General features: G+C 74.2%; 23 protein-coding genes. 11 read left to right on the forward strand and 12 right to left on the reverse strand.

Annotated features, from left to right (window positions below):
* Positions 1 to 204 precede the first annotated feature (204 nt).
* Positions 205 to 3,264, forward strand: coding sequence for a preprotein translocase subunit SecA (gene secA / locus FB00_RS06925; RefSeq protein WP_047232138.1), 3,060 nt, complete (start codon positions 205 to 207; stop codon positions 3,262 to 3,264).
* A 97-nt stretch (positions 3,265 to 3,361) separates the two neighbouring features.
* Here secA and FB00_RS06930 read toward each other — a convergent pair whose 3' ends face one another.
* Both FB00_RS06930 and FB00_RS06935 read right to left on the reverse strand, forming a co-directional pair.
* Positions 3,362 to 3,931: an Rv3235 family protein gene (locus FB00_RS06930; RefSeq protein WP_052877513.1), complete on the reverse strand. Its 570-nt coding sequence runs from the start codon at positions 3,929 to 3,931 to the stop codon at positions 3,362 to 3,364.
* A gap of 27 nt (positions 3,932 to 3,958) precedes the next feature.
* Entirely contained in the window at positions 3,959 to 4,966 is a 1,008-nt protein-coding gene (locus tag FB00_RS06935; RefSeq protein WP_047232139.1) for a LysM peptidoglycan-binding domain-containing protein, read from the reverse strand.
* A 167-nt stretch (positions 4,967 to 5,133) separates the two neighbouring features.
* On the opposite strand from FB00_RS06935, the gene FB00_RS06940 reads away from it, so the two are divergent.
* Entirely contained in the window at positions 5,134 to 5,673 is a 540-nt protein-coding gene (locus tag FB00_RS06940; RefSeq protein WP_047232218.1) for a hypothetical protein, read from the forward strand.
* Positions 5,674 to 5,753: 80 nt separating this feature from the next.
* Here FB00_RS06940 and FB00_RS06945 read toward each other — a convergent pair whose 3' ends face one another.
* Positions 5,754 to 5,969, reverse strand: a complete 216-nt coding sequence (locus tag FB00_RS06945; protein WP_047232140.1) for a helix-turn-helix domain-containing protein — start codon at positions 5,967 to 5,969, stop codon at positions 5,754 to 5,756.
* A gap of 126 nt (positions 5,970 to 6,095) precedes the next feature.
* Between FB00_RS06945 and FB00_RS06950 the strand changes: the two genes are divergently transcribed.
* Genes FB00_RS06950 through FB00_RS06960 form a run of 3 tightly spaced genes read left to right on the forward strand, consistent with a single transcriptional unit; the run spans position 6,096 to position 8,702 of the window.
* On the forward strand, positions 6,096 to 6,794 hold the full coding sequence (locus FB00_RS06950; protein ID WP_047232141.1) for a hypothetical protein: 699 nt from the start codon (positions 6,096 to 6,098) through the stop codon (positions 6,792 to 6,794).
* The gene (locus tag FB00_RS06955; protein WP_047232142.1) at positions 6,791 to 8,167 is read left to right on the forward strand and encodes an AAA family ATPase; all 1,377 of its coding nucleotides are present in this window, start codon (positions 6,791 to 6,793) and stop codon (positions 8,165 to 8,167) included. The genes FB00_RS06950 and FB00_RS06955 overlap by 4 nt, the downstream gene beginning before the upstream one ends.
* 4 nt (positions 8,168 to 8,171) lie before the next feature.
* Positions 8,172 to 8,702: a DUF6912 family protein gene (locus tag FB00_RS06960; RefSeq protein ID WP_047232143.1), complete on the forward strand. Its 531-nt coding sequence runs from the start codon at positions 8,172 to 8,174 to the stop codon at positions 8,700 to 8,702.
* Between the two features lie 59 nt (positions 8,703 to 8,761).
* Here the strand turns inward: FB00_RS06960 and hisN are convergent, their stop codons facing one another.
* The 5 genes from hisN to FB00_RS06985 all read right to left on the reverse strand — a co-directional run bounded on the left by hisN (position 8,762) and on the right by FB00_RS06985 (position 13,512).
* Entirely contained in the window at positions 8,762 to 9,556 is a 795-nt protein-coding gene (hisN, locus tag FB00_RS06965) for a histidinol-phosphatase (protein ID WP_047232144.1), read from the reverse strand.
* 57 nt (positions 9,557 to 9,613) lie between these two features.
* On the reverse strand, positions 9,614 to 10,708 hold the full coding sequence (gene rsgA / locus FB00_RS06970; protein WP_047232145.1) for a ribosome small subunit-dependent GTPase A: 1,095 nt from the start codon (positions 10,706 to 10,708) through the stop codon (positions 9,614 to 9,616).
* The gene (gene aroA, locus FB00_RS06975; RefSeq protein WP_047232146.1) at positions 10,708 to 12,063 is read right to left on the reverse strand and encodes a 3-phosphoshikimate 1-carboxyvinyltransferase; all 1,356 of its coding nucleotides are present in this window, start codon (positions 12,061 to 12,063) and stop codon (positions 10,708 to 10,710) included. The genes rsgA and aroA overlap by 1 nt, the downstream gene beginning before the upstream one ends.
* 71 nt (positions 12,064 to 12,134) lie before the next feature.
* Complete coding sequence (locus FB00_RS06980; RefSeq protein ID WP_064314873.1) at positions 12,135 to 12,839, reverse strand: DoxX family membrane protein; 705 nt, start codon at positions 12,837 to 12,839, stop codon at positions 12,135 to 12,137.
* A gap of 127 nt (positions 12,840 to 12,966) precedes the next feature.
* The gene (locus tag FB00_RS06985; RefSeq protein WP_047232147.1) at positions 12,967 to 13,512 is read right to left on the reverse strand and encodes a ferritin; all 546 of its coding nucleotides are present in this window, start codon (positions 13,510 to 13,512) and stop codon (positions 12,967 to 12,969) included.
* A gap of 251 nt (positions 13,513 to 13,763) precedes the next feature.
* On the opposite strand from FB00_RS06985, the gene FB00_RS06990 reads away from it, so the two are divergent.
* Positions 13,764 to 14,480 (forward strand): sigma-70 family RNA polymerase sigma factor, encoded by a 717-nt coding sequence (locus FB00_RS06990; protein WP_047232220.1) that lies wholly within the window; start codon positions 13,764 to 13,766, stop codon positions 14,478 to 14,480.
* The gene (rsrA, locus tag FB00_RS06995; protein WP_231581754.1) at positions 14,477 to 14,812 is read left to right on the forward strand and encodes a mycothiol system anti-sigma-R factor; all 336 of its coding nucleotides are present in this window, start codon (positions 14,477 to 14,479) and stop codon (positions 14,810 to 14,812) included. Before FB00_RS06990 ends, rsrA begins: the two co-directional genes overlap by 4 nt.
* 106 nt (positions 14,813 to 14,918) lie before the next feature.
* Here the strand turns inward: rsrA and FB00_RS23205 are convergent, their stop codons facing one another.
* Positions 14,919 to 14,993: a 50S ribosomal protein bL37 gene (locus FB00_RS23205; RefSeq protein WP_099052597.1), complete on the reverse strand. Its 75-nt coding sequence runs from the start codon at positions 14,991 to 14,993 to the stop codon at positions 14,919 to 14,921.
* A gap of 192 nt (positions 14,994 to 15,185) precedes the next feature.
* Here FB00_RS23205 and FB00_RS07000 point away from each other — a divergent pair, with 192 nt between their 5' ends.
* The 3 genes from FB00_RS07000 (at position 15,186) to FB00_RS07010 (ending at position 17,583) form a co-directional block, all read left to right on the forward strand.
* Positions 15,186 to 16,109 (forward strand): DUF4097 family beta strand repeat-containing protein, encoded by a 924-nt coding sequence (locus FB00_RS07000; RefSeq protein WP_047232148.1) that lies wholly within the window; start codon positions 15,186 to 15,188, stop codon positions 16,107 to 16,109.
* Positions 16,109 to 16,708 carry a PadR family transcriptional regulator gene (locus FB00_RS07005; RefSeq protein WP_047232222.1) on the forward strand — a complete coding sequence of 200 codons (600 nt, stop codon included), beginning with the start codon at positions 16,109 to 16,111 and terminating at the stop codon, positions 16,706 to 16,708. The genes FB00_RS07000 and FB00_RS07005 overlap by 1 nt, the downstream gene beginning before the upstream one ends.
* Before the next feature lie 71 nt (positions 16,709 to 16,779).
* Positions 16,780 to 17,583 carry a DUF4097 family beta strand repeat-containing protein gene (locus FB00_RS07010; protein ID WP_047232149.1) on the forward strand — a complete coding sequence of 268 codons (804 nt, stop codon included), beginning with the start codon at positions 16,780 to 16,782 and terminating at the stop codon, positions 17,581 to 17,583.
* Positions 17,584 to 17,655: 72 nt separating this feature from the next.
* On the opposite strand, the gene FB00_RS07015 is transcribed toward FB00_RS07010, so the two are convergent.
* Complete coding sequence (locus FB00_RS07015; RefSeq protein ID WP_047232150.1) at positions 17,656 to 18,279, reverse strand: GDSL-type esterase/lipase family protein; 624 nt, start codon at positions 18,277 to 18,279, stop codon at positions 17,656 to 17,658.
* Positions 18,280 to 18,373: 94 nt separating this feature from the next.
* A complete protein-coding gene (locus FB00_RS07020) occupies positions 18,374 to 19,288 on the reverse strand; it encodes an aldose 1-epimerase family protein (RefSeq protein ID WP_047232223.1) in 915 nt (304 codons plus the stop codon).
* A 108-nt stretch (positions 19,289 to 19,396) separates the two neighbouring features.
* On the opposite strand from FB00_RS07020, the gene FB00_RS07025 reads away from it, so the two are divergent.
* Positions 19,397 to 20,392: an aldo/keto reductase gene (locus FB00_RS07025; protein WP_047232151.1), complete on the forward strand. Its 996-nt coding sequence runs from the start codon at positions 19,397 to 19,399 to the stop codon at positions 20,390 to 20,392.
* A gap of 191 nt (positions 20,393 to 20,583) precedes the next feature.
* Here the strand turns inward: FB00_RS07025 and FB00_RS07030 are convergent, their stop codons facing one another.
* The gene (locus tag FB00_RS07030) at positions 20,584 to 24,360 is read right to left on the reverse strand and encodes a multifunctional oxoglutarate decarboxylase/oxoglutarate dehydrogenase thiamine pyrophosphate-binding subunit/dihydrolipoyllysine-residue succinyltransferase subunit (protein WP_231581756.1); all 3,777 of its coding nucleotides are present in this window, start codon (positions 24,358 to 24,360) and stop codon (positions 20,584 to 20,586) included.
* Positions 24,361 to 24,510 lie beyond the last annotated feature (150 nt).

Below are 24,510 nucleotides of genomic sequence, written 5' to 3' on the forward strand. Positions count from 1 at the left end.
GGGACCCGTCGTCGTACCCTGGCGCGGGGTCTCGCCGGCGAGGTTCGTCGTCGGCGAAACCCGGGCGGGTCCGACGTCGCTCCGACTCGCCTACGATGTTGTGTGACGTTGCCGACGTCCGCTGCCGTGCGCGCCCGCGCGGGAGAGCGTCGGCGCTGCTCCCGGACCAGCCGGCCCGGGCACCGATCGATACGGGAGTCCTGCGTGCCTTCGATCCTCGACAAGGTCCTTCGCATCGGCGAGGGCCGGATCCTCAAGAAGCTGTCCGGCATCGCCGACCAGGTCAACAAGCTCGAGCCGGGCTTCGAGGATCTCACCGACGAGGAGCTGCGCGAGGAGACCGACCGCTTCAAGGCGCGCCTCGAGGCGGGCGAGACCCTCGACGACCTGCTCCCCGAGGCGTTCGCGGCGGTGCGCGAGGCGTCCCGCCGCACCCTCGGCCAGCGCCACTTCGACGTCCAGCTCATGGGTGGCGCGGCGCTGCACCTCGGCAACATCGCCGAGATGAAGACCGGTGAGGGCAAGACGCTCGTCGCGACCACGGCCGCCTACCTCAACGCGCTCGAGGGCAAGGGCGTGCACGTCGTCACGGTCAACGACTACCTGGCGAAGTACCAGAGCGAGCTCATGGGCCGCGTCTACCGCTTCCTCGGCCTGACGACCGGCGTCATCCTGTCCGGCCAGACGCCCGCGCAGCGCCGCCAGGAGTACGCCGCGGACATCACGTACGGGACGAACAACGAGTTCGGCTTCGACTACCTGCGCGACAACATGGCGTGGTCCACGGACGACCTCGTGCAGCGTGGCCACCACTTCGCGATCGTCGACGAGGTCGACTCGATCCTCATCGACGAGGCGCGCACGCCGCTCATCATCTCGGGTCCCGCGTCGGGCGACACGAACCGCTGGTTCGGCGAGTTCGCCAAGGTCGTGCGGCGGCTGAACCCGGGGGCCGACTACGAGGTCGACGAGAAGAAGCGCACCGTCGGCGTGCTCGAGCCGGGCATCGAGAAGGTCGAGGACTACCTCGGCATCGACAACCTCTACGAGTCGCTGAACACGCCGCTCATCGGGTTCCTCAACAACGCCATCAAGGCGAAGGAGCTCTTCAAGCGCGACAAGGACTACGTCGTGCTCAACGGCGAGGTCATGATCGTCGACGAGCACACCGGGCGCATCCTGCCCGGCCGTCGGTACAACGAGGGCATGCACCAGGCCATCGAGGCCAAGGAGGGCGTGCAGATCAAGGCGGAGAACCAGACGCTCGCCACGATCACGCTCCAGAACTACTTCCGCCTGTACTCCAAGCTCTCGGGCATGACCGGTACCGCGGACACCGAGGCCGCCGAGTTCCAGGGCACCTACAAGCTCGGCGTGGTGCCGATCCCGACGAACCGGCCGATGCAGCGCGTCGACCAGGCCGACCTCGTGTACAAGAACGAGGAGGGCAAGTTCGACGCGGTCGTCGCGGACATCGTCGAGCGCCACGCGCAGGGTCAGCCGGTGCTCGTCGGTACGACGAGCGTCGAGAAGTCCGAGCTGCTGTCGTCCAAGCTCAAGAAGCAGGGCGTGCCGCACGAGGTCCTCAACGCGAAGCAGCACGAGCGCGAGGCCTCGATCGTCGCGCTGGCGGGCCGCAAGGGCGCCGTCACGGTCGCGACGAACATGGCCGGCCGCGGTACCGACATCATGCTCGGCGGCAACGCCGAGTTCATGGCGGTCGCGGACCTCGCGGCGCGCGGCCTCGACGCCGCGGAGAACCCGGAGGAGTACGAGGCCGCCTGGCCCGACGCGCTCGAGAAGGCGAAGGCCGCGGTCGCGGCGGAGCACGACGAGGTCCGCGAGCTTGGTGGCCTCTACGTGCTCGGCACCGAGCGCCACGAGTCGCGCCGCATCGACAACCAGCTGCGCGGTCGTTCCGGTCGTCAGGGCGACCCGGGCGAGTCCCGGTTCTACCTGTCGATGCAGGACGACCTCATGCGCCTGTTCAACTCGACCCTCGCCGAGTCGATGATGAACCGCGCCGGGTTCCCCGACGACGTGCCGCTCGAGTCCAAGATGGTCACGCGCGGCATCGCGAGCGCGCAGGGCCAGGTCGAGTCGCGCAACTTCGAGATCCGCAAGAACGTCCTCAAGTACGACGACGTCCTGTCCCGCCAGCGCACCGTCATCTACGACGAGCGTCGCCGCGTGCTCGAGGGCGAAGACCTCCAGGAGCAGGTGCAGCACTTCCTCACCGACGTCGTCACCGCCTACGTCGAGGGCGCGACGGCCGAGGGCAACCCGGAGCACTGGGACCTGGACGCCCTGTGGACCGCGCTCAAGGCGGTCTTCCCCATCTCGATCGAGCCCGACGAGGTCGTCGAGCAGGCGGGCGGAGAGACGCGTCTGACGAGCGAGATGCTGCTCGAGGAGATCCTCTCCGACGCCCGCATCGCCTACCAGAACCGCGAGGAGCAGCTCGGCTCGACGAACATGCGCCAGCTCGAGCGGCGCGTGACGCTCTCGGTCCTGGACCGCAAGTGGCGCGAGCACCTCTACGAGATGGACTACCTCAAGGAGGGCATCGGCCTGCGCGCGATGGCCCAGCGCGACCCGCTCGTCGAGTACCAGCGCGAGGGCTTCCAGCTCTTCCAGGCGATGACCGAGGCCATCAAGGAGGAGACGGTCGGCTACCTCTTCAACCTCGAGGTCAAGGTCGCCGAGCCGGGCGCCGCGCCGGGCCAGGCGCCGGCGATCTCGGTCGCGGACGCGGCCCAGGCCGCGCAGTCGGCGGCCGGTCAGGCGCTCGGCGGGGCGGCGGGGGCGGCCTCGGCCGGAGCCGCAGCCGGTCTCGCGGCGGCGGCCCAGCAGGCCGCCGCTCCGGCGCAGGACGCCGCCGTGACGGACGCTCCCGTCGAGGACGCCCCGGCGACGGCCGACGCCCCGGTCGAGGACGCGCCGGTCGAGCCGGCATCTGCTCCGGTCACGGCCCCGGCCGCGTTCGGCGGCCCGAGCGGTGACCGCCCCGGCACGCTCATCGCCAAGGGTCTCGACGGCCCCGACCGGCAGGTCCCGCTGTCGTACAGCGCGCCGAGCGAGGACGGCACCGGTCAGGCCGTCGTCTCGGGCGACGCGAGCCGGCGCTCGCGCCGCGCGCTGCACGGCGAGGCGAGCGCTGTGGAGAGCGACGGTCGTACGTTCCCCGGCACCCCGCGCAACGCGCAGTGCCCGTGCGGCTCGGGCAAGAAGTACAAGGTCTGCCACGGCCAGAACGAGGAGTGATCCTCGACCCGTCCGGCGTGCGCCGTGACGGGACCGACGACGGCGGGGCGTGCCACCAAGGGTGGCGCGCCCCGCCGTCGTCTCGGCCGAGGGTCGGTCACCCGATCTCGAGCGCGACGACGCGCCACGTCCCGCGGCGCGCCTCGAGCCGCGCCGCGGCGGCCCGCACGCGGGCACCGTCCTCGACCACGACGGTGCCCTCGGCGACGCCGTCGCCGATCCGCAGCACGCGGGCGCGGCGCACGGTGACGGGCCGGGTCGTCGTGGCGCGAGGGCCGTCGGCGACGAGGCGCGACCGTCGGGCGAGCGTCTCGTAGATCTCCGGCGACACCCACCGCGCGAGCTGTCCCACGGTGCGCTCGCCGCGGACGACCTCGACGGCGGCGCGCACGACCGCGCAGCACAGGGCCGTCGGGTCGGGGAGCGGGAGCGGCGCCGTCGGCGGCGCGAGAGGGCGTCCCCGCACGACGTGCTGCCGTGCCCGCGCGGTCCTGACGTCGGTCAGGTCCATCGTCGGGACGGCACGCTCGCCCACGCAGCGCAGCAGGCGAGCGGGCAGCTCGGCGGGCACGCTCGTGGAGCGGGCGGGCGGCGCGGGCCGGTCGGGCGGCGCGGCGGGACCGGTCGTGGCCTGGGCGTCGGCGGTGGTCAGCAGGGGAGCGGTCATCGTGGGCTCCTTCGCGGCGGGCGGTCGTCAGGAGGCCGGTGCGACGAGCACCTGGCCCGGGCGGACGAGGTCGGGGTCGTCGCCGACGACCCCGACGTTCGCGGCGTACCAGCGCTGCACCGCGTCGGCCACCTGCGCGTCCGACGCGCCGTCCGGCAGGTGGCGTGCGGCGATCGACCAGAGCGAGTCGCCGCGCACGGCGACGACCTCGCGCGGCTCGTCCGCGGCGACCTCCCGCACCACCGTGAGCGCGGCGTCGCGCTGATCGGCCGCGGCGCTCCGGGCCTCCGGCGCCCGTGCGGGAGCCGACGGACCCGTCGTCGTCGCGGTTCCGGGTGCCTGTGCCCGCGCCGGGGCCGAAGGCGAGGCCGGGGCCGACGGCGTGCTCGGAGCGTCCGGGGTGACGGACGGCACCGACTGCGCGGCCGGTGCGGAGGACGCGCGGTCGCCGGGCCCCGGGGTCGGGGCGGTGATCGTCGGCGCGGGCTGGTCGGAGGTCGTCGTCGGGCCCGAGGGAGCGTGCGGCAGCGCAGGTGCCGGTGCGTCCGTCGGGAGGGGAGCGGGCTGCGCCGGCCCGGACGGCGCGGGAGCGGGCGCCGAGGTCTGCCAGCCCAGGTCGACCGCCACGACGCCGGGGTCGGCGTCCGGGGTCGTCGCGGCCTGAGCGGTCCCTCCGGCGAGGACGAGGCCTGCACCCACGGTCAGCCCCACGCCGACCCGCGCGGCCCGGCGGACGACGGCGGGCGCCGCGCGCAGGAGGAGCCGTTCGCCGGCTCCCCACGAGCGGCCCACGGCGCGTGCGGCGACGCAGCCCAGGCCGAGGACGGCGCTGACGGCCACCCACGTGGCCGCCACGGCCCCGAGCGCGACGGCGAGAAGCTCGACGTAGGGCTCGGGGCGGGCAGCGGGGAGGGTGCCCACGAGGTGCGCGGCGCGCAGCGCGAGCGCCGTCACGGCGCCGCCCATGACGAGGAGGAGCGCGAGGAGGACGGCGATGCCTCCGGCTCGTGCGGGTACGGCGGTACGACGGTCCATCGGTGCCCCCTGCGTCGCCGTCCGAAGAAGACGGCTCTTGATGTCGTTTGATGTCGTTTGATACCGACAGAGCGATCTAAGCGTGACCGGCCACCCCTGTCCAGAGGTCTTCTCGTGATGTGGACAGGGCGCGGGCCGGTGGCGCGGGGGACCGCTACGGTGTCCCGGTGCGATGGGACGCCCTCTTCGACGACCTCGCGGCGCAGCTCGCCGCCGCCGAGTCGCAGGACCGGGCCGCCGCCGTCGCCGACCTCACCCGTGCGGAGCACGCGACGATCACGCTCGTCGAGCGGCTGCGCGGCACGCCCGGCACGGTCACGCTCGAGCTGCGCGACGGGTCGGCCGTCACCGGAGAGCTGCGCGAGGCGGCGGAGGAGTGGGTGCTCCTGGGCGCGGCCCGGCGCCAGCACCTCGTGCCGACCAGCGCGATCTCCGCCGTCCAGGGCCTCGGTCGCCATGCCCAGCCCGCGCCCTCGGCGAGGTCGGCGCGGCTGGGCCTCGGCCACGCCCTCCGCGCGCTCATGCGCGACCGTCGGCCCGTCCAGGTGCGGACCCCCGCCGGTGTCTTTCCCGGGTGGGTCGCGCGGGTCGGCAAGGACCACGTCGACCTGGAGGTCGCCCCGGGCGACGGGCACGGCTCGCGGGTCGTGCCCTGGTCCGCGGTCCTGTGCGTCAGCGAGTCGGAGACGGGGTTCGTCCCGCGGTGAGGAGCGTGCAGGGGGAGCGCGCGGGGTTCGCGGCGTCGGCGCGGCGCCGTCGGGTCGGCGGTCGAGGGCGCCGCGGCCGCTCAGGCGTCGAAGTCGCCGGCCTCGATGCGCTGGCGCGTCTGCGCGTACATCCGCTGGATGTACGCCTCGAGCTCGCTGACCTCGACGCGCCACTGCCCTCGGCCGCCCACCTGGATCGCGGGGAGCTCGCCGGATCGGACGAGCGCGTACGCCTGCGCCGCGGAGATGTTGAGCTCGTCCGTGACGTCGGCGAGGGTGAGGAACCGCTGGGCCATGGCGTCAGTCTGGCACGCGCGCGCCGCGCCTCGACGCTCGTCCACAGGCACCGCCACGGGTGGCGCAGACCGGGGATCATGAAGCCGCGGCACGGCTGACGTGCCGGACGACCAAGGGGGAGATCGATGACGACGACGAGGGAACGACCCGTGGGGGTCGAGCCGGCACCACGGCCCGCCGTGCGCCTGAGGCGACCTGGCTGGAAGGACCCGCGGCTCCTCGTGGGGATCGTGGTGGTCGCGCTGTCCGTGGCCCTCGGGTCGTGGGCCGTGAGCACCGCGAGCCGGACCGTCACCGTCTACGCGGCCGGGGCGGCGCTGACGCCCGGGACGACCGTGGCCGCGGCGGACCTGCGGGCGGTCGAGGTGCGGCTCGGGACGCAGACGGACCGCTACCTCCTCGCCGCCGACGGGCTCCCGGACGAGGCCGTCGTCCTGCGCACCGTCGCCGCGGGCGAGCTGGTCCCCGCGTCGTCGCTCGGTGCGGCCGCCGACCTCGCGGTGCGCGCCGTCGCGGTCCCCGTGACGACGGGCCTCTCGGAGCGGATCGTCGCCGGGGCGGCGGTCGACGTCTGGTACGTCCCCGAGGCTCCCCCGACGGCCGGTGCCGAGCCGGGCACCGCCGCGGGGGACGAGCCACCGCAGCCCGAGCTGCTCGTCGAGGGCGTCACCGTCGCACAGGTCGACGAGGGCGAGGGGACGCTCGTCGTGGGCGGACCGACGACGGTCCACCTCCTGGTCGGCGTCGACGACCTCCCGGCAGTGCTCGCGGCGGTGGCCGGGGACGGGACGATCGCGCTCGTCCCGGTCGGGGCTGCGGGATGAGCGGCGCGACCACGGTCGCGACCGTCCTGTGCGCGGTCCGGGGCGCGCGCGAGGCCGAGGTGGTCACGACGCTCGCCGCTCCCGGGCTCCAGGTCACGCGGCGGTGCGCGGACGTCGTCGAGCTGCTCGCCGCGGCCGCGGCGGGTGCGGGCCGAGTCGCGGTCGTGTCGTGCGACCTGCCCGCGCTGGACCGGCAGGCGGTCGTGGACCTGCACGCCCACGACGTGCGGATCGTCGCGCTCGCCCCGGCCGGGACGTGGGAAGAGGGACGGGTGCGGGCCTACGGGGTCGATGCCGTCGTCGACCTGGACTCCGCGCCGGACACGCTGTGCGACGTCGTCCGGGCCGTCCTGCCGCCGCGCGAGGCGGCCACGGGCGCACCCGGTGTCCCCCGGGGGGCCGCCGGCGCCGGCGCCGCCGACCCGGGGCGGGAGCCCCGCCTCGGGCGGACCGTCGCCGTGTGGGGGCCGACCGGCGCACCCGGTCGTACGACCGTGGCGACGAACCTCGCCGCCGAGCTCGCGGGACCGGCGCCCGTGCGGCGTGCTCGTCCGGCGCGCCGGGAGCGGCGCTCCGCGGACGTGGACGTCCCGGCCACCGTCCCCTCGGCGCCCGACGCGGAGGTCCTGCTCGTCGACGCGGACACCTACGGCGGGAGCGTCGCCCAGCGGCTCGGCCTGCTCGACGAGTCACCCGGACTGGCGGCGGCCGCCCGCAGCGCGGGTCAGGGCGCGCTCGACGGCGCGGGGCTGGTCGCGCTGGCGCCCACGGTCCTGCCACGCGTCCGGGTGCTGACGGGCCTGACCCGGGCGGGCCGGTGGCCGGAGGTGCCCGGGGCGTCGCTCGACGCCGTGTGGGAGGTCGGGCGGTCCGTCGCGGACTGGACGGTCGTCGACTGCGGCTTCGGGATCGAGCGGGACGAGCTCCTGACGTACGACACCCGCGCCCCGCAGCGCAACGACGCGACGTGGAGCGCGCTCGCGGCCGCGGACGTGGTGGTCGTCGTCGGCGCGGGGGATCCCGTCGGGCTCCAGCGTCTGGTCCGGGCGCTCGACGAGCTCGCCGAGACGGGCGCGTGCGTCGGCGCGGCGCGCGTCGTCGTGGTGAACCGCGTGCGCGCGAGCGTCGTCGGGCCCCGGCCCGAGCGAGCGGTGCGCGACGCGATGGCCCGCTACGCGAGCGTCGACGACCTGCACGTCGTCCCCGAGGACGCCGCCGTCGACCTCGGCCTCCGGGAGGGTCGGACGCTCGCGGAGTCGGCGCCCGCGAGCCCTGCCCGTCGTGCCCTGGCGCGGCTCGCCGTGCAGGTGCGGGAGGCGGCGCAGCCCGGGCGTGGTGCGGCGCACGGACTCGCGCTGGAGGCGGCACACTGAACCCATGCGCATCTACCTCCCCGCGACGCTCGACGAGCTCGACGCCGTCACCGTGACCGCCGACGCCGCCCGCTGGAGCGTCGCCCCGCGCGGCGCCCACGCCGTGACCGCCGCGCTGACGCGCGCGCTGCCCGACGAGGACGAGGAGGGCCTGGAGTACGCGGCCGCGCTCGAGGCGGCGGACGACTCGCTCGCGCTCGTCGCGGCGCGCCCGGACGCGCCGCGCCAGCGGCTCGTCGTGACGCTCGAGGTTCCCGACGGCGCGGTGCAGGTCGTGGGCGCCGACGACTCCGACGACGAGGACGCACCTGCGCCCAGCGCGGTCGAGGTCCTGCGGACCGTGCCCGACGTCGCGATCGTGTGCGTGCACGTCGACGAGCCCGAGGCCGTCGAGGACGTCGCGGCGGTGCTCGCCGCGGCCGACGACGACGGCCCGGGTGCCGACGCGGCGCTCGACGCCGCGATCGACCGGGTCAACGAGCGCGACCTGCTCTGGTACGACTGGTCCGAGCTCAAGGACGTGCCGCGCGGCTGACGGCTCCGCGGTGCGGGGCGGCCGGTCGGGAGCCAGGCGGTGCCCGACGGCGGTCCGCGTCAGCCGAGGCGGCCGAGCACCTCGTCGTGCAGCAGCCCGTTCGTCGCGACGGCGTTGCCGCCCCACGGGCCGTCGGCGCCGTCGAGCGACGTGAACCGGCCGCCGGCCTCGGTGACGATGGGCACGAGCGCGGCCATGTCGTAGAGCTCGAGCTCGGGCTCGGCGGCCGCGTCGGCGGCGCCCTCGGCGACGAGCATGTACGACCAGAAGTCGCCGTAGCCGCGCGTGCGCCACGCGCCGCGCAGGAGGTCGAGGAACGGCTCGAGCTTCCCGCGCTCCTCCCAGCCGTCGAGCGACGCGTAGGCGAACGAGGCGTCGGACCACGCCGAGACGCCCGACACCTGCAGCCGCGACGCGGCGGCGAGCGACTTGCCGGTCCACGCGCCGGTGCCCTTCGCCGCCCACCAGCGCCGACCCAGCGCGGGTGCCGAGACGAGCCCGACGACGACCTCGTCGCCGTCGGCGAGCGCGATGAGCGTCGCCCACACGGGCACGCCGCGCACAAAGTTCTTGGTCCCGTCGATCGGGTCGACGATCCAGCGCCGCGCGCCGTGACCGGTCTCGCCGAACTCCTCGCCGACGATCGCGTCGCGACCACGCGCCCGGCCGAGCTGGCCGCGGATGATCTCCTCGGCGGTGCGGTCGGCGTCGCTCACCGGCGTCGAGTCCGGCTTGGACTCGACGTGCAGGTCGAGCGCCTTGAAGCGCGACATCGTGTGCGCGTCGACCTGGTCGGCGATCACGTGGGCGAGGCGCAGGTCGTCGTCGTAGCCGCGCGTCGAGGGGGGCGTCATGGCTCACACCGTAGCGGTGCCCGCCCGGCGCGAGGGAGGCGCCGCGCGGGCCAGGGCTCAGGCCGCGCCGGTGCGCGAGGCGAGCACGCGGCGGAACGACTCGAGGCGCGCGGCGCGGGCGGCGCGCGCCTCGTCGTCGGGCGACGCCTCGACCCACTCGTCGAGCGCGCAGTCCGGGGCGTCGTCGAGGTGGGTGCACCCGCGCGGGCAGCCCGCGGCGACGGCGTCGAGGTCCTCGAACGCGCGCAGCAGGTGGTCGACCTGGACGTGCGCGAGGCCGAACGACCGCACGCCGGGGGTGTCGATGACCCATCCGCCGCCGGGCAGGCGCAGCGCGACGGCGGACGTGGACGTGTGCCTGCCGCGGCCCGTGACGTCGTTGACGTGACCGGTCGCGCGCTGCGCGTCCGGGACGAGCGCGTTGACGAGCGTCGACTTGCCGACGCCGGAGTGCCCGACGAACACGGACGTGCGCCCGGCGAGCGCGTCACGCACCGCGTCGAGCGGCTCGATCGCCCAGCCGTCGGGCGCGAGCCCGTCGGGCGCGCGGCGCGTCACGACGACGGAGACCCCGAGCGGCTCGTACAGCGCGCGCAGCGGCTCCGGGTCGGCGAGGTCCGCCTTGGTGAGGCACAGCAGGACGTCCATGCCGGCGTCGTACGCGGCGACCACGCACCGGTCGATCATGCGCGTGCGCGGCTCGGGCTCCGCGAGCGCGGTGACGACGACGAGCTGGTCGGCGTTCGCGACGATGACCCGCTCGTAGGGGTCGGTGTCGTCGGCCGTGCGGCGCAGCACCGACGACCGGTCCTGGATGCGCACGATCCGCGCGAGCGACCCGTCGTCCCCGGACACGTCCCCGACGAGGTCGACGCGGTCCCCGCACACGATGCGCGTGCGGCCGAGCTCGCGTGCCTTCATCGCGAGGACCGTGCGCTCGTCGCCGCCGGTCCCGTCGTTCGAGCCGTCGGCGGTCCGCTCGCCGGCACCGCCGTGGTGACCGACCAGCAGCGTGTACCGGCCCCGGTCCACGCCCGTGACGAACCCCGTCACCGCGTCCGCGTGCTCGGGCCGCTGCTTGGTGCGGGGGCGGCTGCCGTGCTTGCCGGGGCGCGCGCGGAAGTCGGACTCGTCCGGGACGCGGCGCGCCATCAGCGGGCCGCCGCTCCCGTGCCGGATCCGGACCTGCCCCCGAGCATGCGCTCCCACATCCCCGCGAACCCGGGCAGCGTCTTGGCGGTCGTCTCGACGTTCTCGACGCCGACCCCCGGGACGCGCAGGCCGATGACGGCGGCGGACGTCGCCATGCGGTGGTCGTGGTACGTGCGGAACAGCGCACCGTGCAGGGGGCGCGGCGTGATGACGAGGCCGTCACGCGTCTCCTCCGCCTGCCCGCCGAGGCGCGTGATCTCCGTCGCGAGCGCGGCGAGCCGGTCGGTCTCGTGCCCGCGCAGGTGGGCGATGCCGCGCAGGCGGCTGGGGGAGTCGGCCAGGGCGGCCAGCGCGGCGATCGTCGGCGCGAGCTCGCCGGCGGCGTGCAGGTCGACGTCGACGCCGCGCACCTCGCCCGTGCCCGTCACGGACAGCACGTCGCCGTCCAGCGACGCGGTCGCGCCCATGGACTCGAGCAGCTCGGGGACCATCGCGCCCGGCTGGGTCGTCGCCGTCGGCCAGCCCGTGACGCGCACGGTGCCCCCCGCGACGAGCGCGGCGGCGAGGAAGGGGGCGGCGTTCGACAGGTCGGGCTCGACCTGCACGTCGCGCGCCGCGATCGGACCGGGCTCGACCCGCCAGATCGCGGGCCGGGAGTCGTCGACGACGACGCCGACCTCCCGCAGGACCTCCACCGTCATCTCGATGTGCGGCATGCTCGGCAGCGTGTGGCCGATGTGCCGCACCGTGAGGCCCTGGTCGTAGCGCGCGGCGGCGAGGAGGAGCCCCGAGACGAACTGGCTCGACGCCGACGCGTCGACGTCGACCGACCCGCCGCGCACCCGGCCGCGGCCGCGGATCGTGAAGGGGAGCGTCGTCGGCAGCCCGTCGCCGTCGCCCTCCACCGGGACGTCCAGCGCGCTGAGCGCGGCGAGGACCGGGCCCATGGGGCGCACGCGCGCGCCCTCGTCGCCGTCGAACCGGACCGTGCCGCCGGCGAGCGCCGCGAGCGGCGGGAGGAAGCGCATGACGGTGCCGGCCAGGCCGCAGTCCACCTCGACGGGTCCGCGCAGCGGACCGGGGGTCACGCGCAGCTCGCTGGGCGACGCGCCCTCCTCGACGCCGACGCCGAGCGTGCGCAGGGCGGCGATCATGAGGTCGGCGTCGCGGCTGCGCAGGGCGCCGCGCAGGGTCCCGGGCCCGTCGGCGAGCGCGGCGAGCACGAGCAGCCGGTTCGTCAGCGACTTCGAGCCCGGGACCTCGACCGTCGCGTCGAGCGGCCCGCCCGCCGTGGGCGCCGCCCAGCCCTCGTCGACGGCGGGGGGCACGGGCGCGGCGGAGGGCGAGGTCGTCATGGCCTCCAGGCTAGTGGAGGGACGGTGCCCGACGGCGGAGCGTCCCGCCGCGCGGTCACGTCACGACCGTGTCAGGCGACCTTCGCCCGGACCGCGGCCTCGGCGTCGTGCACGGCCCCCGCGGCGAGGGTCGCGGCGTGCTCCGCGGCCTGCTGGGCGGCCTTCGTCGCGCGTCGCGCCGAGCGTCCCGCCTCCTTGGCCGCGTGCTTCGCCGCGTTCTTCGTGGAGCGGCTCGCCTCCTTCGCCGCTCCCCGGGCCGAGGTCGAGACGTCCTTCACGGCCCCCTTCGCGCTCGCGACCACGGCCTCCTGCTTCGCCTGCTTGGCGAGCGCGAGGTCGTGCCGGGCCTTCTCGAGCCGCCACTGCACGCCCGGGCGGCCCTCGTAGTCCGCGCCCGCGATGAGCGCCGCACCGATCGCGCCGACGTTCGCGACGAACTTGCGCGTGCGCTCGGCGCGCGTCGCCTCGCCCGAGGTGAAGGGCTGGTTGACGACCGCGAGGGGCACCGTGAGCGCGGCGAGGGTCAGGGCGGCCGTGCGGGGGGCCTTGCCGACGGCGAGGAACAGCCCGGCGACGGCCGTCGCGGCGCCGTGGGCGCGCACGAGCGTCGCGACCTGCTTCTCGCTGAGCGGGGCCTCGATGCCGGCGCTCTTCTCGACGAGCTCGACGCCCGAGCGCGCGGCTCGCACGTGCTCGGCGGGCTTGAGCGCGGCCTGGAGCCCGTCGTAGACGAACCACGAGGCCAGCATGGGCCTCGCGAGGTGACGCAGCAGCATCGGTTCTCTCCTCATCGCCGGTGACTCGCCGGTGCCCGCCTCGGGCGTGCACCGGTCGGTCCCAGCCTGCCGCGACCGCCGGGACGGCGCCACCTGCGGCCCGTGAGGCACTCCTCACGTGTGCGCGTCAGAGCGCGCCGCCCGCGGCCTCCGGGGCGTCGGCCGACTCGCCGGCGTCGCCGATCGTCTCCCGCGCGACGAAGTTCTCGAGGTCGAACAGGTTGTCGCCCGCGCGCTGCGCGACGGTGAGCAGGGTGGTCGCGGAGGCGACCTCCTCCACCTGCTCCTTGAGGAACCACAGGAGGAACTGCTCGCCCAGGGCGTCGCCCTCCTCGCGCGCGGCGCGGAAGATCGCCTCGATCTGCGCGGTGACCTGCTTCTCCTGGTCGAGCGCGAGCCGCAGCGGCTCGACGACGTCCGCGAAGTCGTTGCGGACCGGGCCGGAGCCGGGGATCTCGACGGGCAGGTCCCGGTCGAGGTGGTACCGCACGATCATCATCGCGTGGTTGCGCTCCTCCACCGACTGCCGGTAGAAGTGCGCGGCGAGCTGCGGCAGGTCGTGGGCGTCGAACCACACGGCGATCGCGATGTACTGCTGGTGCGCGTCGAGCTCGTGCCCGACCTGCTCGCGCAGCAGGGTGAGGAAGCGGGACGGGGTCTGCGAGGTCGTCATGGCGCCACGCTAGCGACGCCGGGTGCGTCGCGCGCGGCGCGCCGCGGGGCGCTCCGGGCCGCGGGAATGCGCGCGAGCACGTTCGGGTTGCACCACTCGTGACCGTCCTGCTCGAGACCCCCGCACCCGCCGCCCGGGCCGCATCGTCGACCCCCGAGGCGTCGACGGCGGACGCGGCGTTCGCCGCCGCGTGGTCGGCGCCGGTCACGTCACCGGACACCCAGACGAACAGGGGACTAGGCTCGTTGTTGATGACAGAGCGAATCTCCGGCAGCGACGTCTCCGGCAGCCCCGCGACGACGTCGGGAACGACGCCGGTCGAGGGCACGACGCTGCCCACGGACACGGACGCCGAGGACACCAACCGCGCGCCGCAGACCGAGAGCGACGCCGCGCGCGCCGCACGGTTCGAGCAGGACGCGCTCCAGTACCTCGACCAGCTGTACTCCGCGGCGCTGCGCATGACGCGCAACCCGTCGGACGCCGAGGACCTGGTGCAGGAGACGTTCGCGAAGGCGTTCGCGGCGTTCCACCAGTACCGGCCGGGCACGAACCTCAAGGCGTGGCTCTACCGCATCCTCACGAACACGTTCATCAACACGTACCGCAAGAAGCAGCGCGAGCCGCAGCAGGCCCAGACGGACGACGTCGAGGACTGGCAGATCGCGCGCGCGGCGTCGCACACGTCGCAGGGGCTGCGCTCGGCCGAGGCGGAGGCGCTCGACCGCCTGCCGGACTCGGACGTGAAGCGCGCGCTCCAGGAGCTGCCCGAGGACCGGCGCATGGTCGTGTACTACGCGGACGTCGAGGGCTTCCCGTACAAGGAGATCGCGGAGATCATGGGGACACCGATCGGCACGGTCATGTCCCGCCTGCACCGAGGCAGGCGCCAGCTGCGCGAGCTGCTGGCCGACTACGCCGTGAGGCGAGGACTGGTGGGGGCGAAGAGCCCCGGAGGTGAGTCGTGAGCACGTCAGAGAGCCGGATCCCGGGGCGCGGCCCGGTCGAGGAGTCGGTGACGCCCATCCCGCACTCGACGGCGGGCGAGTCGGAGTGCGAGCACGCGCTCACGCACCTCTACGAGTACCTCGACTCGGAGATGACGCCGGACGACGAGCTGCGCATGCGCGCGCACGTCGCGCACTGCTCGCCGTGCCTCGCCGAGCTGAGCGTCGAGGAGCTCGTCAAGCAGCTCGTGCGCCGCTCGTGCCACGAGAAGGCGCCCGCGGGGCTGCGGGAGCGCATCCACACGCAGCTCACCGTCATGGTCACGACGACGACGGTCGTCGAGAGCCGCTGAGCACCGTCCGCGGGGCACCTGCCCCGACGGACGGAGAACGAGAGAGGGCCCGTACCGACGTCGTCGGTACGGGCCCTCTCGTCGTCCCCCGTGGGGGCGCGCCGTCTCAGGCGTTGGGGCGCTTGCCGTGGTTCGCGGCGTTGCCCTTGCGGCTGCGACGCTTGCGTCCGCGCTTGCTCATGGTGTTCTCCTGACGATCGGGGGAGTCCCGCCGGTCCCGGCGGGTCAAGTCCGCCTCCCATCGTCCCACACGCGACCCCTTGCCAGGGTCGAGCACGCGATATATCGTGTCTGCCAGAACGCGATATATCGCGAGTGCCCACGAGAGTCGCCGTCGCGGCCGCGCGGGACGCGACCACGGACGGAGCCACGGATGACGCAGGAGAGCTGGACCGTCACGGGTCCGCAGGCCATCGACCTGGCGCACGTGCGGACGCTCGACGCGACCGTCATCGGCGGTCGCATCGACGTGGTCGCGCACGACGACCCGACGCGCACCGACACGCGCGTCGAGGTCCACTCGGTGGTCGGCCGCCCCCTGGAGGTGCGTCTCGAGGGGACCACGCTCCGGGTCGGCTACGGACCGTTCGTCGCGGGCTGGAAGGGCTTCCTCGAGCGCTTCCGCACCTACACCGGCAAGGACGCGGCGGACGTGCACGTCGCCGTGCCGGCGACGACGCAGGTCAAGGTCGCGACCGTGCAGGGGGAGGCCCTCGTCGCGGGCGTGCGCGACGGCGCCCGGCTCGCGACCGTCTCCGGTTCCGTGATGACGAGCCGCACGCACGGGGAGCTCCGTGTCGACACGGTCTCGGGCGAGGTCTCGGCGAGCGAGCACGACGGCCCGGTCCGGATGGACTCCGTGTCTGGCGGCCTCACGGCGACCGGCGCGCTGCACTCGCTCCGCCTCGAGTCGGTCTCGGGCTCCGTCACCGTCGACACGCGCACGACCCCGTCCGAGATCGTCGTGAGCGCGGTCTCCGCCGACGTGCTCGTGCGCCTGCCGGACCCCGACGCGATGGACTACGCGATCCGCTGCGTGAGCGGGCGCCTCCTCGTGGACGGCGCGGAGCAGCGCGGGACCGCGCGCTCGTTCCACCAGCCCGCGCGGTACGGGAAGGGTGCGCCGGTCCGGGTCTCCGCCGTCTCCGGCGACGTGACCGTCCTCCGGGGGGCTCCCGACGAGGCCCCGTGGGACGAGAGCCCGGTCGAGGACGCCCCGGCCGGCGCGGACGCCCCCGCGTGGGGGAGCCCGGGAGCCCCGGGAGCCGCGTCGTCGGGCGGGCCGGTGGACCGCTGATGGCCACCGTCTTCGCGCACGGCGAGCTCCGGCTCTACCTCCTCGCGCTCCTCGACACCGGGCCCAAGCACGGCTACGAGCTCATCACCGAGCTCTCGGAGCGCTTCGGCGGCACGTACCGGCCGAGCGCCGGGACCATCTACCCCCGGCTCGCGCGGCTCGAGGACGAGGGCCTCGTGCACCGCAGCGCCGACGGCCGCAAGACGACCTACGAGCTGACGCCCGCGGGGCGCGCGGAGATCGAGGCGCGTCGGGCCGACGTCGCCGCGCTCGAGCACGGCATCGCCGAGACGGTGCGCCAGCGCGCCGAGGCGCTGCGCGCCGACGTGCAGGGCTCGCTGAAGGGCCTGCGGGCCGAGCTCGCGGCCGCCGCGCAGACGGCGCGCGCCCGCCCGCGCGACGGCGGGCCGGACCCGCGACGCCGCGAGTCCTACGCGTGGCGCATGGAGGCCGAGGCGCTGCTCCAGCGCTTCCGCGAGGACGTGCGCGCCGACCTGCGTCGCGCCGACGCCGCGAGCGTCGTCTCGGAGCTCACGGTCGACACCCTGCGCACCGTGCTCGACAGCGCGCGCAAGGCCGTGCGAGCGACCCTGCCCTGACCGACGATCACGAGAACCCCTCGACGAACGCACCGCACCCCCGAACCAGAGAACCGAACGAGGAGAAGCGCATGAGCACCGAGTCCTGGGTCATCAACGCCCCCCAGACCGTCGACGTCGCCGACGTCCGGCGCGTCGTCGTCCAGCTCACCGACGGCGCGGTCGACGTCGTCGCCGACCCCGCGCGCGAGGCCGGGGCCCACCTCGACGTCAGCGAGGTGTCCGAGCGCCCGCTCCAGGTGAGCGTGCACGACGGCGAGCTGCGCGTCGGCTACGACTTCGCCGGCGTCGAGGGCCTCGTCGAGCGGGCCAAGGGCCTGCGAGACAAGGACCGCGCCGTCGTGCGGCTGACCGTCCCCGCGCACGTGCCGGTCAAGGTGACGACCGCGCGCGCCGCCGCGAGCGTCCTCGGCACGCAGGCGGACCTGTCCGTGACGACCGCGACGGGCGCCGTCCGCGTCCAGGGCGTGTCGGGCACGGCGTCGATCAAGACGGCGACCGGCGCCGTGGACGTCGGCGAGCACGTCGGCGACGTCCACGTGAGCACCGCGTCCGGTGCGGTCACGCTCGGCGGGACGCTCGGCCGCGTGTCCGTCAACACCGTGACGAGCGGCGTCGAGGTCGTCGCGCGCGAGAGCACCCCGCTCGTCGACGCGCGCACAGTCTCCGGCGACGTGGCCGTGCGCCTCGGCGCCGGGTCGCCGGTCAACCTCAAGGCCCGCAGCGTCACGGGCAAGGCCGTGCTCGACGGCGTCCGCCTGGACTCCACCGCGCAGCGCACGACGTCGGTCGACCACGTCGACCAGCCCGGCGCCCGCGGCGCGTACGTCTCGGCGAACACCGTCTCGGGCGACCTCACGGTCTCGCGCGGCTGACACCCGCGCGCCGACGGCCCGCCGTCCCGGGATCGCTCCCGGGACGACGGGCCGTCGTCGTGCGTGGGTGGTTCAGACCGTGTCGTCCGGCAGACCCAGCCAGGCGTGCCAGCCCGTGTGCAGCACGAGCCAGGCCATGAGCCCGTAGCCCGCCTGGCCGGGGAAGCCGTTGCCGCTCTGCGCGAGGTCCGCGAGCCACTGCTCGTGCGTCACGAGCGGGCTGAACGTGTCCACGTACGGCACGCGGCGCCGGTTCGCGACGTCCGAGAAGGCGTGCGAGAGCTCGGCGAGCCGCTCCGCGTCCTGCGCGTGCCCCGGCGGGGGCCCCACGACGAACGTCGGCAGCCGGTGCGACTCCGCGACGTCGAGCACGTTCGCGAGGTTGAGGCGCGAGCGGGCGACCGACAGCCCCGCGTCGAGGTCGTGACGGCCGAGGCCGATGACGAGGCGGTTGTCCACGTCCGGCTCCGGGGCGAACCGCCGCGCTGTCTCCGCCTCCCAGCGCTGGCTGAGCGCCGTCGTCGTCTCGCCGGGGATGGCGAGCGGGAACACGTACGCCGGCTGGGGGAAGCGCGTGCGCGCGACGACGCGCCCCGCCCACCCCAGGGCCTTCGCGTCGCCGACGCCGGCGCTCAGCTCGTCGCCGACGACGCAGATCCGTACCTCTCGACTCACCGCGTCTTCCACGGGCGCCATTCTCCCCGACGCGGGCGGCGCGGGTCGAAACGGGCTCGTAGGGACGGCGTGTCCAGCCGGACATAGGGGACGGACCGCCCGCGACGGGGGCTGGTCAGAGCAGCGTCGCGCCCCAGGTGACCTCGTGCGAGGCGCCCGGCTCGAGCCGCACGAGGCGCTCGCCGGTGCGGAACGCGTCCGCGATGCAGCTCATGGGCTCCGCCGCGACGCCGGACCGGCGGAACGCGACGTCCCCGACGTGGTCGCCCGTGCAGACCTGCCAGGTGTCCATCGAGCCGTCCATCCAGACGGCCGACGTGCGGCCGTCGGGAGCGGCGAGGCGCATCCAGGACAGGCCGTCGGCGTCGCGCAGCACGTCGACGTAGGCGTCGTCCAGGTCGACGCCCGCGAGCAGGCGCGGCTCGCGCAGGTCGTAGCTCCCCGCGGCGGGCTCGGTGCCCGTGGGCAGGAGCCGCTCGTCGGTCGTGACGCGCGTCGCGGCGTCGAGGCGCAGCGTGCACTCGTCGAGGTTCGCGCCGTCCGCGGACAGCCACGGGTGGAACCCGATGCCGTACGGCGCCGTCGCGGCGCCGACATTCGTCGTGCGCACGTGGACGCGCAGCCCGGCGTCGTCGAGCGAGTAGGTCACGCGCGTGACGAGGTCGAACGGGTAGCCGGGCGACGGCGGCAGGTGCAGCTCGAGCGTCGCGGCGGACGCGGCGTGCTCGACGACGACCCAGCGCTGCCAGCACGCGAGCCCGTGCAGCGCGGTGCCGCGGTCGGGCTCCGACACGGGCACCTGGTACGCCGTGCCGTCCACCTCGTACGCGCCGTCGCGCAGGCGGTTGGGCCAGGGGAGCAGGACCGCGCCGTTGAACGCGGGCGCGACCTCGTCCTCCGGGAAGGACGTGAAGACGGGCCGGCCGCCGACCGTGTACTCGCGCACGGCCGCTCCCACCTCGGTGATCGTCGCTGCGTGCTCGCCGTGGGCGATGCGGACCTGGGTCCCCGAGGGGGCGTGGGTGTTCACGCTCACATACGGTACTCGGCGTGCGAGGGTGCGCGATGCGCTCTCGCCAGTCAGACTCGGTGCCCGGGTGTGTCTCCCGGCGTACCCGACGCAGCACGAGGAGGAACGATGGAACGACAGGTGCTCGGACGCACGGGACGGCTTGTCTCGGTCGTCGGACTGGGAACCTGGCAGCTCGGCGCCGACTGGGGCGACGTGAGCGAGGACGACGCGCGCGCCGTGCTCGACGCCTCCGCGGAGGCCGGCGTGACGTTCTTCGACACCGCGGACGTCTACGGCGACGGGCGCAGCGAGCAGATCATCGGCGGCTACCTCGCCGACAACCCGGGCCACGCGATCACGGTCGCGACGAAGATGGGTCGCCGCGAGGACCAGGACGCGGACAACTACACGCTCGCGAAGTTCCGCGAGTGGACCGACCGGTCGCGTCGCAACCTCCGGACGGACCGCCTCGACCTCGTCCAGCTCCACTGCCCCCCGACGGCGGTCTACTCCCGCGACGAGGTCTACGACGGCCTCGACACCCTCGTCGCCGAGGGCGCGATCGCGAGCTACGGCGTGAGCGTCGAGACGGTCGACGAGGCGCTCACCGCCATCGCGCGTCCCGGTGTCGCGACCGTGCAGATCATCCTCAACGCGTTCCGGCTCAAGCCCCTCGACGCGGTCCTGCCCGCGGCCTCCGCCGCCGGGGTGGGCGTCATCGCCCGCGTGCCGCTCGCGTCCGGCCTGCTGTCGGGGAAGTACACGAAGGACACGACCTTCGCGGCCGACGACCACCGCACCTACAACCGCGACGGGAGCGCGTTCGACGTCGGCGAGACGTTCTCGGGCGTCGACTTCGAGACCGGCGTCCAGGCGGCGGCCGAGTTCACCACGCTCGTGCACGACGTCGTCGGGCAGGACCTCACGCCCGCCCAGGTCGCGATCGCGTGGGTCTGGCAGCAGCCCGGTGTGTCGACCGTCATCCCCGGCGCGCGCAACGTCGAGCAGGCCCGCTCGAACGCCGCGGCGGGCGACGCGGACGTCCTCGGCCCGCTCTTCACCTCGGGCGTCCGAGAGATCTACGACGAGCACCTGCGCGCCACGATCCACGACCGCTGGTGACCCGCGAGATCGACCCGCACGTCGCCAGATCGACCCCCTGAGGGTCGATCTCCGACGCTCGGGTCGATCTCCCGGTGGCGGCGACGACCCCCGGGCTCCCCGGACGCGACCGTGCCGCACCGCACCGACGACGAAGGCCCCCTCCGTGCAGAGGGGGCCTTCGTCATGTCCGGGGCCGGGGCCCGGCGACGTCAGCGGGCGAACGCCTGCTCGAGCAGCACGGCCTGCTGGGCCTGGTGCTTCTTCGCCGTACCGGCGGCGGTCGACGCCGACGCCGGGCGGGAGACGACGCTCACGCGCGGCAGGTCCTCCGGCAGGTTGATGTGCACGAACGACCAGGCGCCCTGGTTCTCCGGCTCGTCCTGGACCCACACGACCTCGGCGTCCGGGTACTTCGCGAGCTCGGTACGGATGCCGTCGACGTCGAGCGGGTAGAGCTGCTCGAGCCGGACGAGCGCCACGCCCTCGTCGCCGCGCTTGGTGCGCTCGGCGAGGAGGTCGTAGTAGACGCGGCCCGTGCAGAGGAGCACGCGGTCGACCTTCGCCGGGTCGGCCGTCGCGTCCGCGATGACGGGCTGGAACGTGCCGGTCGTGAAGTCCTCGACGCTCGACGCGGCGGCCTTGAGACGCAAGAGCTGCTTCGGCGTGAACACGATGAGCGGACGACGCGGGCGGGCGTACGCCTGCTGGCGCAGCAGGTGGAAGTACGACGCGGGCGTCGACGGCTGCGCGACCGTCATGTTGTCCTCCGCGGCGAGCTGGAGGAAGCGCTCGATGCGCGCGGACGAGTGGTCCGGCCCCTGACCCTCGTAGCCGTGGGGGAGGAGCATGACGACCGAGGAGTACTGGCCCCACTTCTGCTCGGCGGACGAGATGAACTCGTCGATCACCGTCTGGGCGCCGTTGACGAAGTCGCCGAACTGCGCCTCCCACAGCACGAGCGCGTCGGGACGCTCGACCGAGTAGCCGTACTCGAACCCGAGCGCGGCGTACTCCGACAGCGACGAGTCGTAGACCCAGAACTTGGCCTGGTCCGCCGACAGGTACAGCAGCGGCGTCCACTCGGCGCCCGTCTCGCGGTCGTGGAGGACGGCGTGGCGCTGCACGAACGTGCCGCGGCGCGAGTCCTGCCCGGCGAGGCGCACGGGCGTGCCCTCGACGAGGAGCGAGCCGAACGCCGCGAGCTCGCCGAAGCCCCAGTCGATGCCGCCCTCGACGGACATCTGCCGACGCTTCTCGAGGAGCTGCGCGAGCTTCGGGTGGACGGTGAAGCCCTCCGGCGGCGCGACGTGCACCTGGCCGACGCGCTCGAGGACCGAGCGGTCGATCGACGTCTTCCAGCCGACCATCGTGCCGGCGTCCTCCAGCTGGGACTCCGGGCGCTCGAGACCGGCGACCGGCTCGCGGTCCGCGGCGGGCGTGAACCCGCCCTCCTTGGTCTCCGTGAAGACGCGCTCGAGCTGGGCCTGGTAGTCCTGGAGGACGTGCTCGGCCTCCTCGAGCGTGATGTCACCGCGCGCGACGAGGTTCTCGGTGTAGAGCTTGCGCACCGAGCGCTTCGCCTCGATGAGGTTGTACATGAGCGGCTGCGTCATCGAGGGGTCGTCGCCCTCGTTGTGACCGCGGCGGCGGTAGCAGATCATGTCGATGATCACGTCGCGGTCGAACTGCTCGCGGAACGCGAAGGCGAGCTCCGCGACGCGCACGCAGGCCTCGGGGTCGTCCCCGTTCACGTGGAAGATCGGGACCTGGTAGCCCTTGGCGACGTCCGTCGCGTACGTCGTCGAGCGCGACGACGACGGGCCCGTGGTGAAGCCGACCTGGTTGTTGATGATGACGTGCACGGTGCCGCCCGTGCGGTACCCGCGCAGCTGCGCGAGGTTGAGCACCTCGGGAACGACGCCCTGGCCCGCGAAGGCCGCGTCGCCGTGGATGAGGATCGGCAGGACGGAGAACCCGTCGCCGCCCAGGTCGATGCGGTCCTGCTTGGCGCGCACGATGCCCTCGAGCACCGGGTCGACTGCCTCGAGGTGCGACGGGTTCGCCGCGAGGTAGACCTTCGTCGTCGCACCGGTCTCGGCGGTGAAGACGCCCTCGGTGCCGAGGTGGTACTTCACGTCGCCCGAGCCCTGCACGCTCTTCGGGTCGAGGTTGCCCTCGAACTCCGCGAAGATCTGCGCGTAGCTCTTGCCCGCGATGTTGGCGAGCACGTTGAGCCGCCCGCGGTGCGCCATGCCGATGCCGACCTCGTCGAGGCCGTTCTCCGCGGCCTTCGACAGGATCGCGTCGAGCAGCGGGATGAGTGCCTCGCCACCCTCGAGCGAGAAGCGCTTCTGCCCGACGAACTTCGTCTGCAGGAACGTCTCGAACGCCTCGGCCGAGTTCAGGCGGCGCAGGATGCGGAGCTGGTCCTCGCGCGGTGTGCGGGCGTAGCCCGACTCGAGCCGCTCCTGGAGCCACTTGCGCTGCGTGCGGTCGGCCAGGTGCATGTACTCGACGCCGACGGTGCGGCAGTAGGAGTCGCGCAGCAGACCGAGGATGTCGCGCAGGGAGGACCGGGTCCGGCCGCCGAAGCCGCCCGTGGGGAACGTGCGGTCGAGGTCCCACAGCGTCATGCCGTGGTTCTGGATGTCCAGGTCGCCGTGCTTGCGCTGGCGGTACGCGAGCGGGTCGGTGTCCGCCATGAGGTGGCCGCGCGAGCGGTAGGAGTGGATGAGCTCCGCGATCTTCGCGGGCTTGGCCGCCTCGATCTCCGCGTCCGTCGTGTTGTCGCGGACCCAGCGCACCGGCTCGTAGGGGATGCGCAGCGCCGCGAAGACGCGGTCGTAGAAGCCGTCCTCGCCGAGGAGCTTCTGCGACAGGATGCGCAGGAACTCGCCCGACTGGGCGCCCTGGATGATGCGGTGGTCGTAGGTCGACGTGATCGTCAGGACCTTCGAGATGCCCAGGCGCGCGAGGCGCTCGGTGGACGCGCCCGCGAACTCCGCGGGGTAGTCCATCGCGCCGACGCCGATGATCGTGCCCTGGCCGGCCATGAGGCGCGGGACCGAGTGCACGGTGCCGATGCCGCCGGGGTTGGTCAGCGAGATCGTCGTGCCGGCGAAGTCGTCGACGCCGAGCTTGCCGCCGCGCGCCCGGCGCACGAGGTCCTCGTAGGCCGCCCAGAACTGGGCGAAGTCCATCGTCTCGGCCTTCTTGATGCTCGGCACGAGGAGCTGGCGCGAGCCGTCCGGCTTGGCGAGGTCGATCGCGAGACCGAAGTTGACGTGCGCCGGCTGGTTCACCGCCGGCTTGCCGTCGAGCTGCGTGTAGCTCGCGTTCATGACCGGCATGTCCGCCAGCGCCTCGACGAGCGCGAACCCGATGAGGTGCGTGAACGAGATCTTGCCGCCGCGGCCGCGCGCGAGGTGGTTGTTGATGACGATCCGGTTGTCGACCATGAGCTTGGCCGGCACCGCGCGCACCGACGTCGCCGTCGGCACCTGGATGCTGGCCTCCATGTTCGTCACGACGCGCGCCGCGGGGCCGCGGAGCTTCTGCACGTCGTCCGCGACGGTCTCCGCCTCGGCCGTCGGGGCGCCGGCGACCTTGAGGGCCGGGACCTGCGCGTACGGCGCGGTCGCGGGCTGGGCCGTCGCGACGGGGCGCGTCGCCCGGACCGCCTCGGCGGCGGCGTTGACCGCGGGGTCGGCCGGGAGCTTGGGGGGCTTGACGCGCTGCGCCGCCTCGGCGGCGGCGGAGCCGTCCGTCACGGCGGCGGGGACGGCCGGCGTGGCGGGGGCCGCCGGTGCCGCGGGGGACCCGTTCACGGGCTTCGACGGCGCGCCGGCCGTCGTCGTGGCCTGCTCGGCACGCTCCGCCGGACGGTAGTCCTCGAAGAAGTCCCACCACGCGGGGTCCACCGCGTTCTTGTCCAGGAGGTACTGCTCGTACAGCTCGTCGACCAGCCACTCGTTCGCTCCGAACACGGAGCTTGCGTCGCTGATCGCCTCTGACTCAGCCTTCGGGGACACGCGAGGATCGCCCACTTTCACACACAGGTCGCTGTCGGTCACAGTCTGAGAGCAGACGCGTGGCGGCACGCGCGAGGCGTGGGCGCCCGACGTCGGCGCAGACTC

Source organism: Cellulosimicrobium funkei (genome assembly GCF_001019615.1).
GTDB classification, from domain to species: Bacteria; Actinomycetota; Actinomycetes; order Actinomycetales; family Cellulomonadaceae; genus Cellulosimicrobium; species Cellulosimicrobium cellulans_E.

Coding starts and splice junctions, on each gene's coding strand:
- FB00_RS06950 (WP_047232141.1), top strand. CDS start 6,096: ATGACGACGACGAGGGAACGACCCGTGGGGGTCGAGCCGGCACCACGG.
- FB00_RS06930 (WP_052877513.1), bottom strand. CDS start 3,931: ATGACCGCTCCCCTGCTGACCACCGCCGACGCCCAGGCCACGACCGGT.
- FB00_RS07005 (WP_047232222.1), top strand. CDS start 16,109: ATGGCCACCGTCTTCGCGCACGGCGAGCTCCGGCTCTACCTCCTCGCG.
- FB00_RS07025 (WP_047232151.1), top strand. CDS start 19,397: ATGGAACGACAGGTGCTCGGACGCACGGGACGGCTTGTCTCGGTCGTC.
- rsgA (WP_047232145.1), bottom strand. CDS start 10,708: ATGGCGCGCCGCGTCCCGGACGAGTCCGACTTCCGCGCGCGCCCCGGC.
- FB00_RS06990 (WP_047232220.1), top strand. CDS start 13,764: ATGACAGAGCGAATCTCCGGCAGCGACGTCTCCGGCAGCCCCGCGACG.
- aroA (WP_047232146.1), bottom strand. CDS start 12,063: ATGACGACCTCGCCCTCCGCCGCGCCCGTGCCCCCCGCCGTCGACGAG.
- FB00_RS07010 (WP_047232149.1), top strand. CDS start 16,780: ATGAGCACCGAGTCCTGGGTCATCAACGCCCCCCAGACCGTCGACGTC.
- FB00_RS07000 (WP_047232148.1), top strand. CDS start 15,186: ATGACGCAGGAGAGCTGGACCGTCACGGGTCCGCAGGCCATCGACCTG.
- FB00_RS06945 (WP_047232140.1), bottom strand. CDS start 5,969: ATGGCCCAGCGGTTCCTCACCCTCGCCGACGTCACGGACGAGCTCAAC.
- FB00_RS06985 (WP_047232147.1), bottom strand. CDS start 13,512: ATGACGACCTCGCAGACCCCGTCCCGCTTCCTCACCCTGCTGCGCGAG.
- FB00_RS06960 (WP_047232143.1), top strand. CDS start 8,172: ATGCGCATCTACCTCCCCGCGACGCTCGACGAGCTCGACGCCGTCACC.
- FB00_RS06980 (WP_064314873.1), bottom strand. CDS start 12,839: ATGCTGCTGCGTCACCTCGCGAGGCCCATGCTGGCCTCGTGGTTCGTC.
- FB00_RS07015 (WP_047232150.1), bottom strand. CDS start 18,279: ATGGCGCCCGTGGAAGACGCGGTGAGTCGAGAGGTACGGATCTGCGTC.
- hisN (WP_047232144.1), bottom strand. CDS start 9,556: ATGACGCCCCCCTCGACGCGCGGCTACGACGACGACCTGCGCCTCGCC.
- FB00_RS06935 (WP_047232139.1), bottom strand. CDS start 4,966: ATGGACCGTCGTACCGCCGTACCCGCACGAGCCGGAGGCATCGCCGTC.
- FB00_RS06955 (WP_047232142.1), top strand. CDS start 6,791: ATGAGCGGCGCGACCACGGTCGCGACCGTCCTGTGCGCGGTCCGGGGC.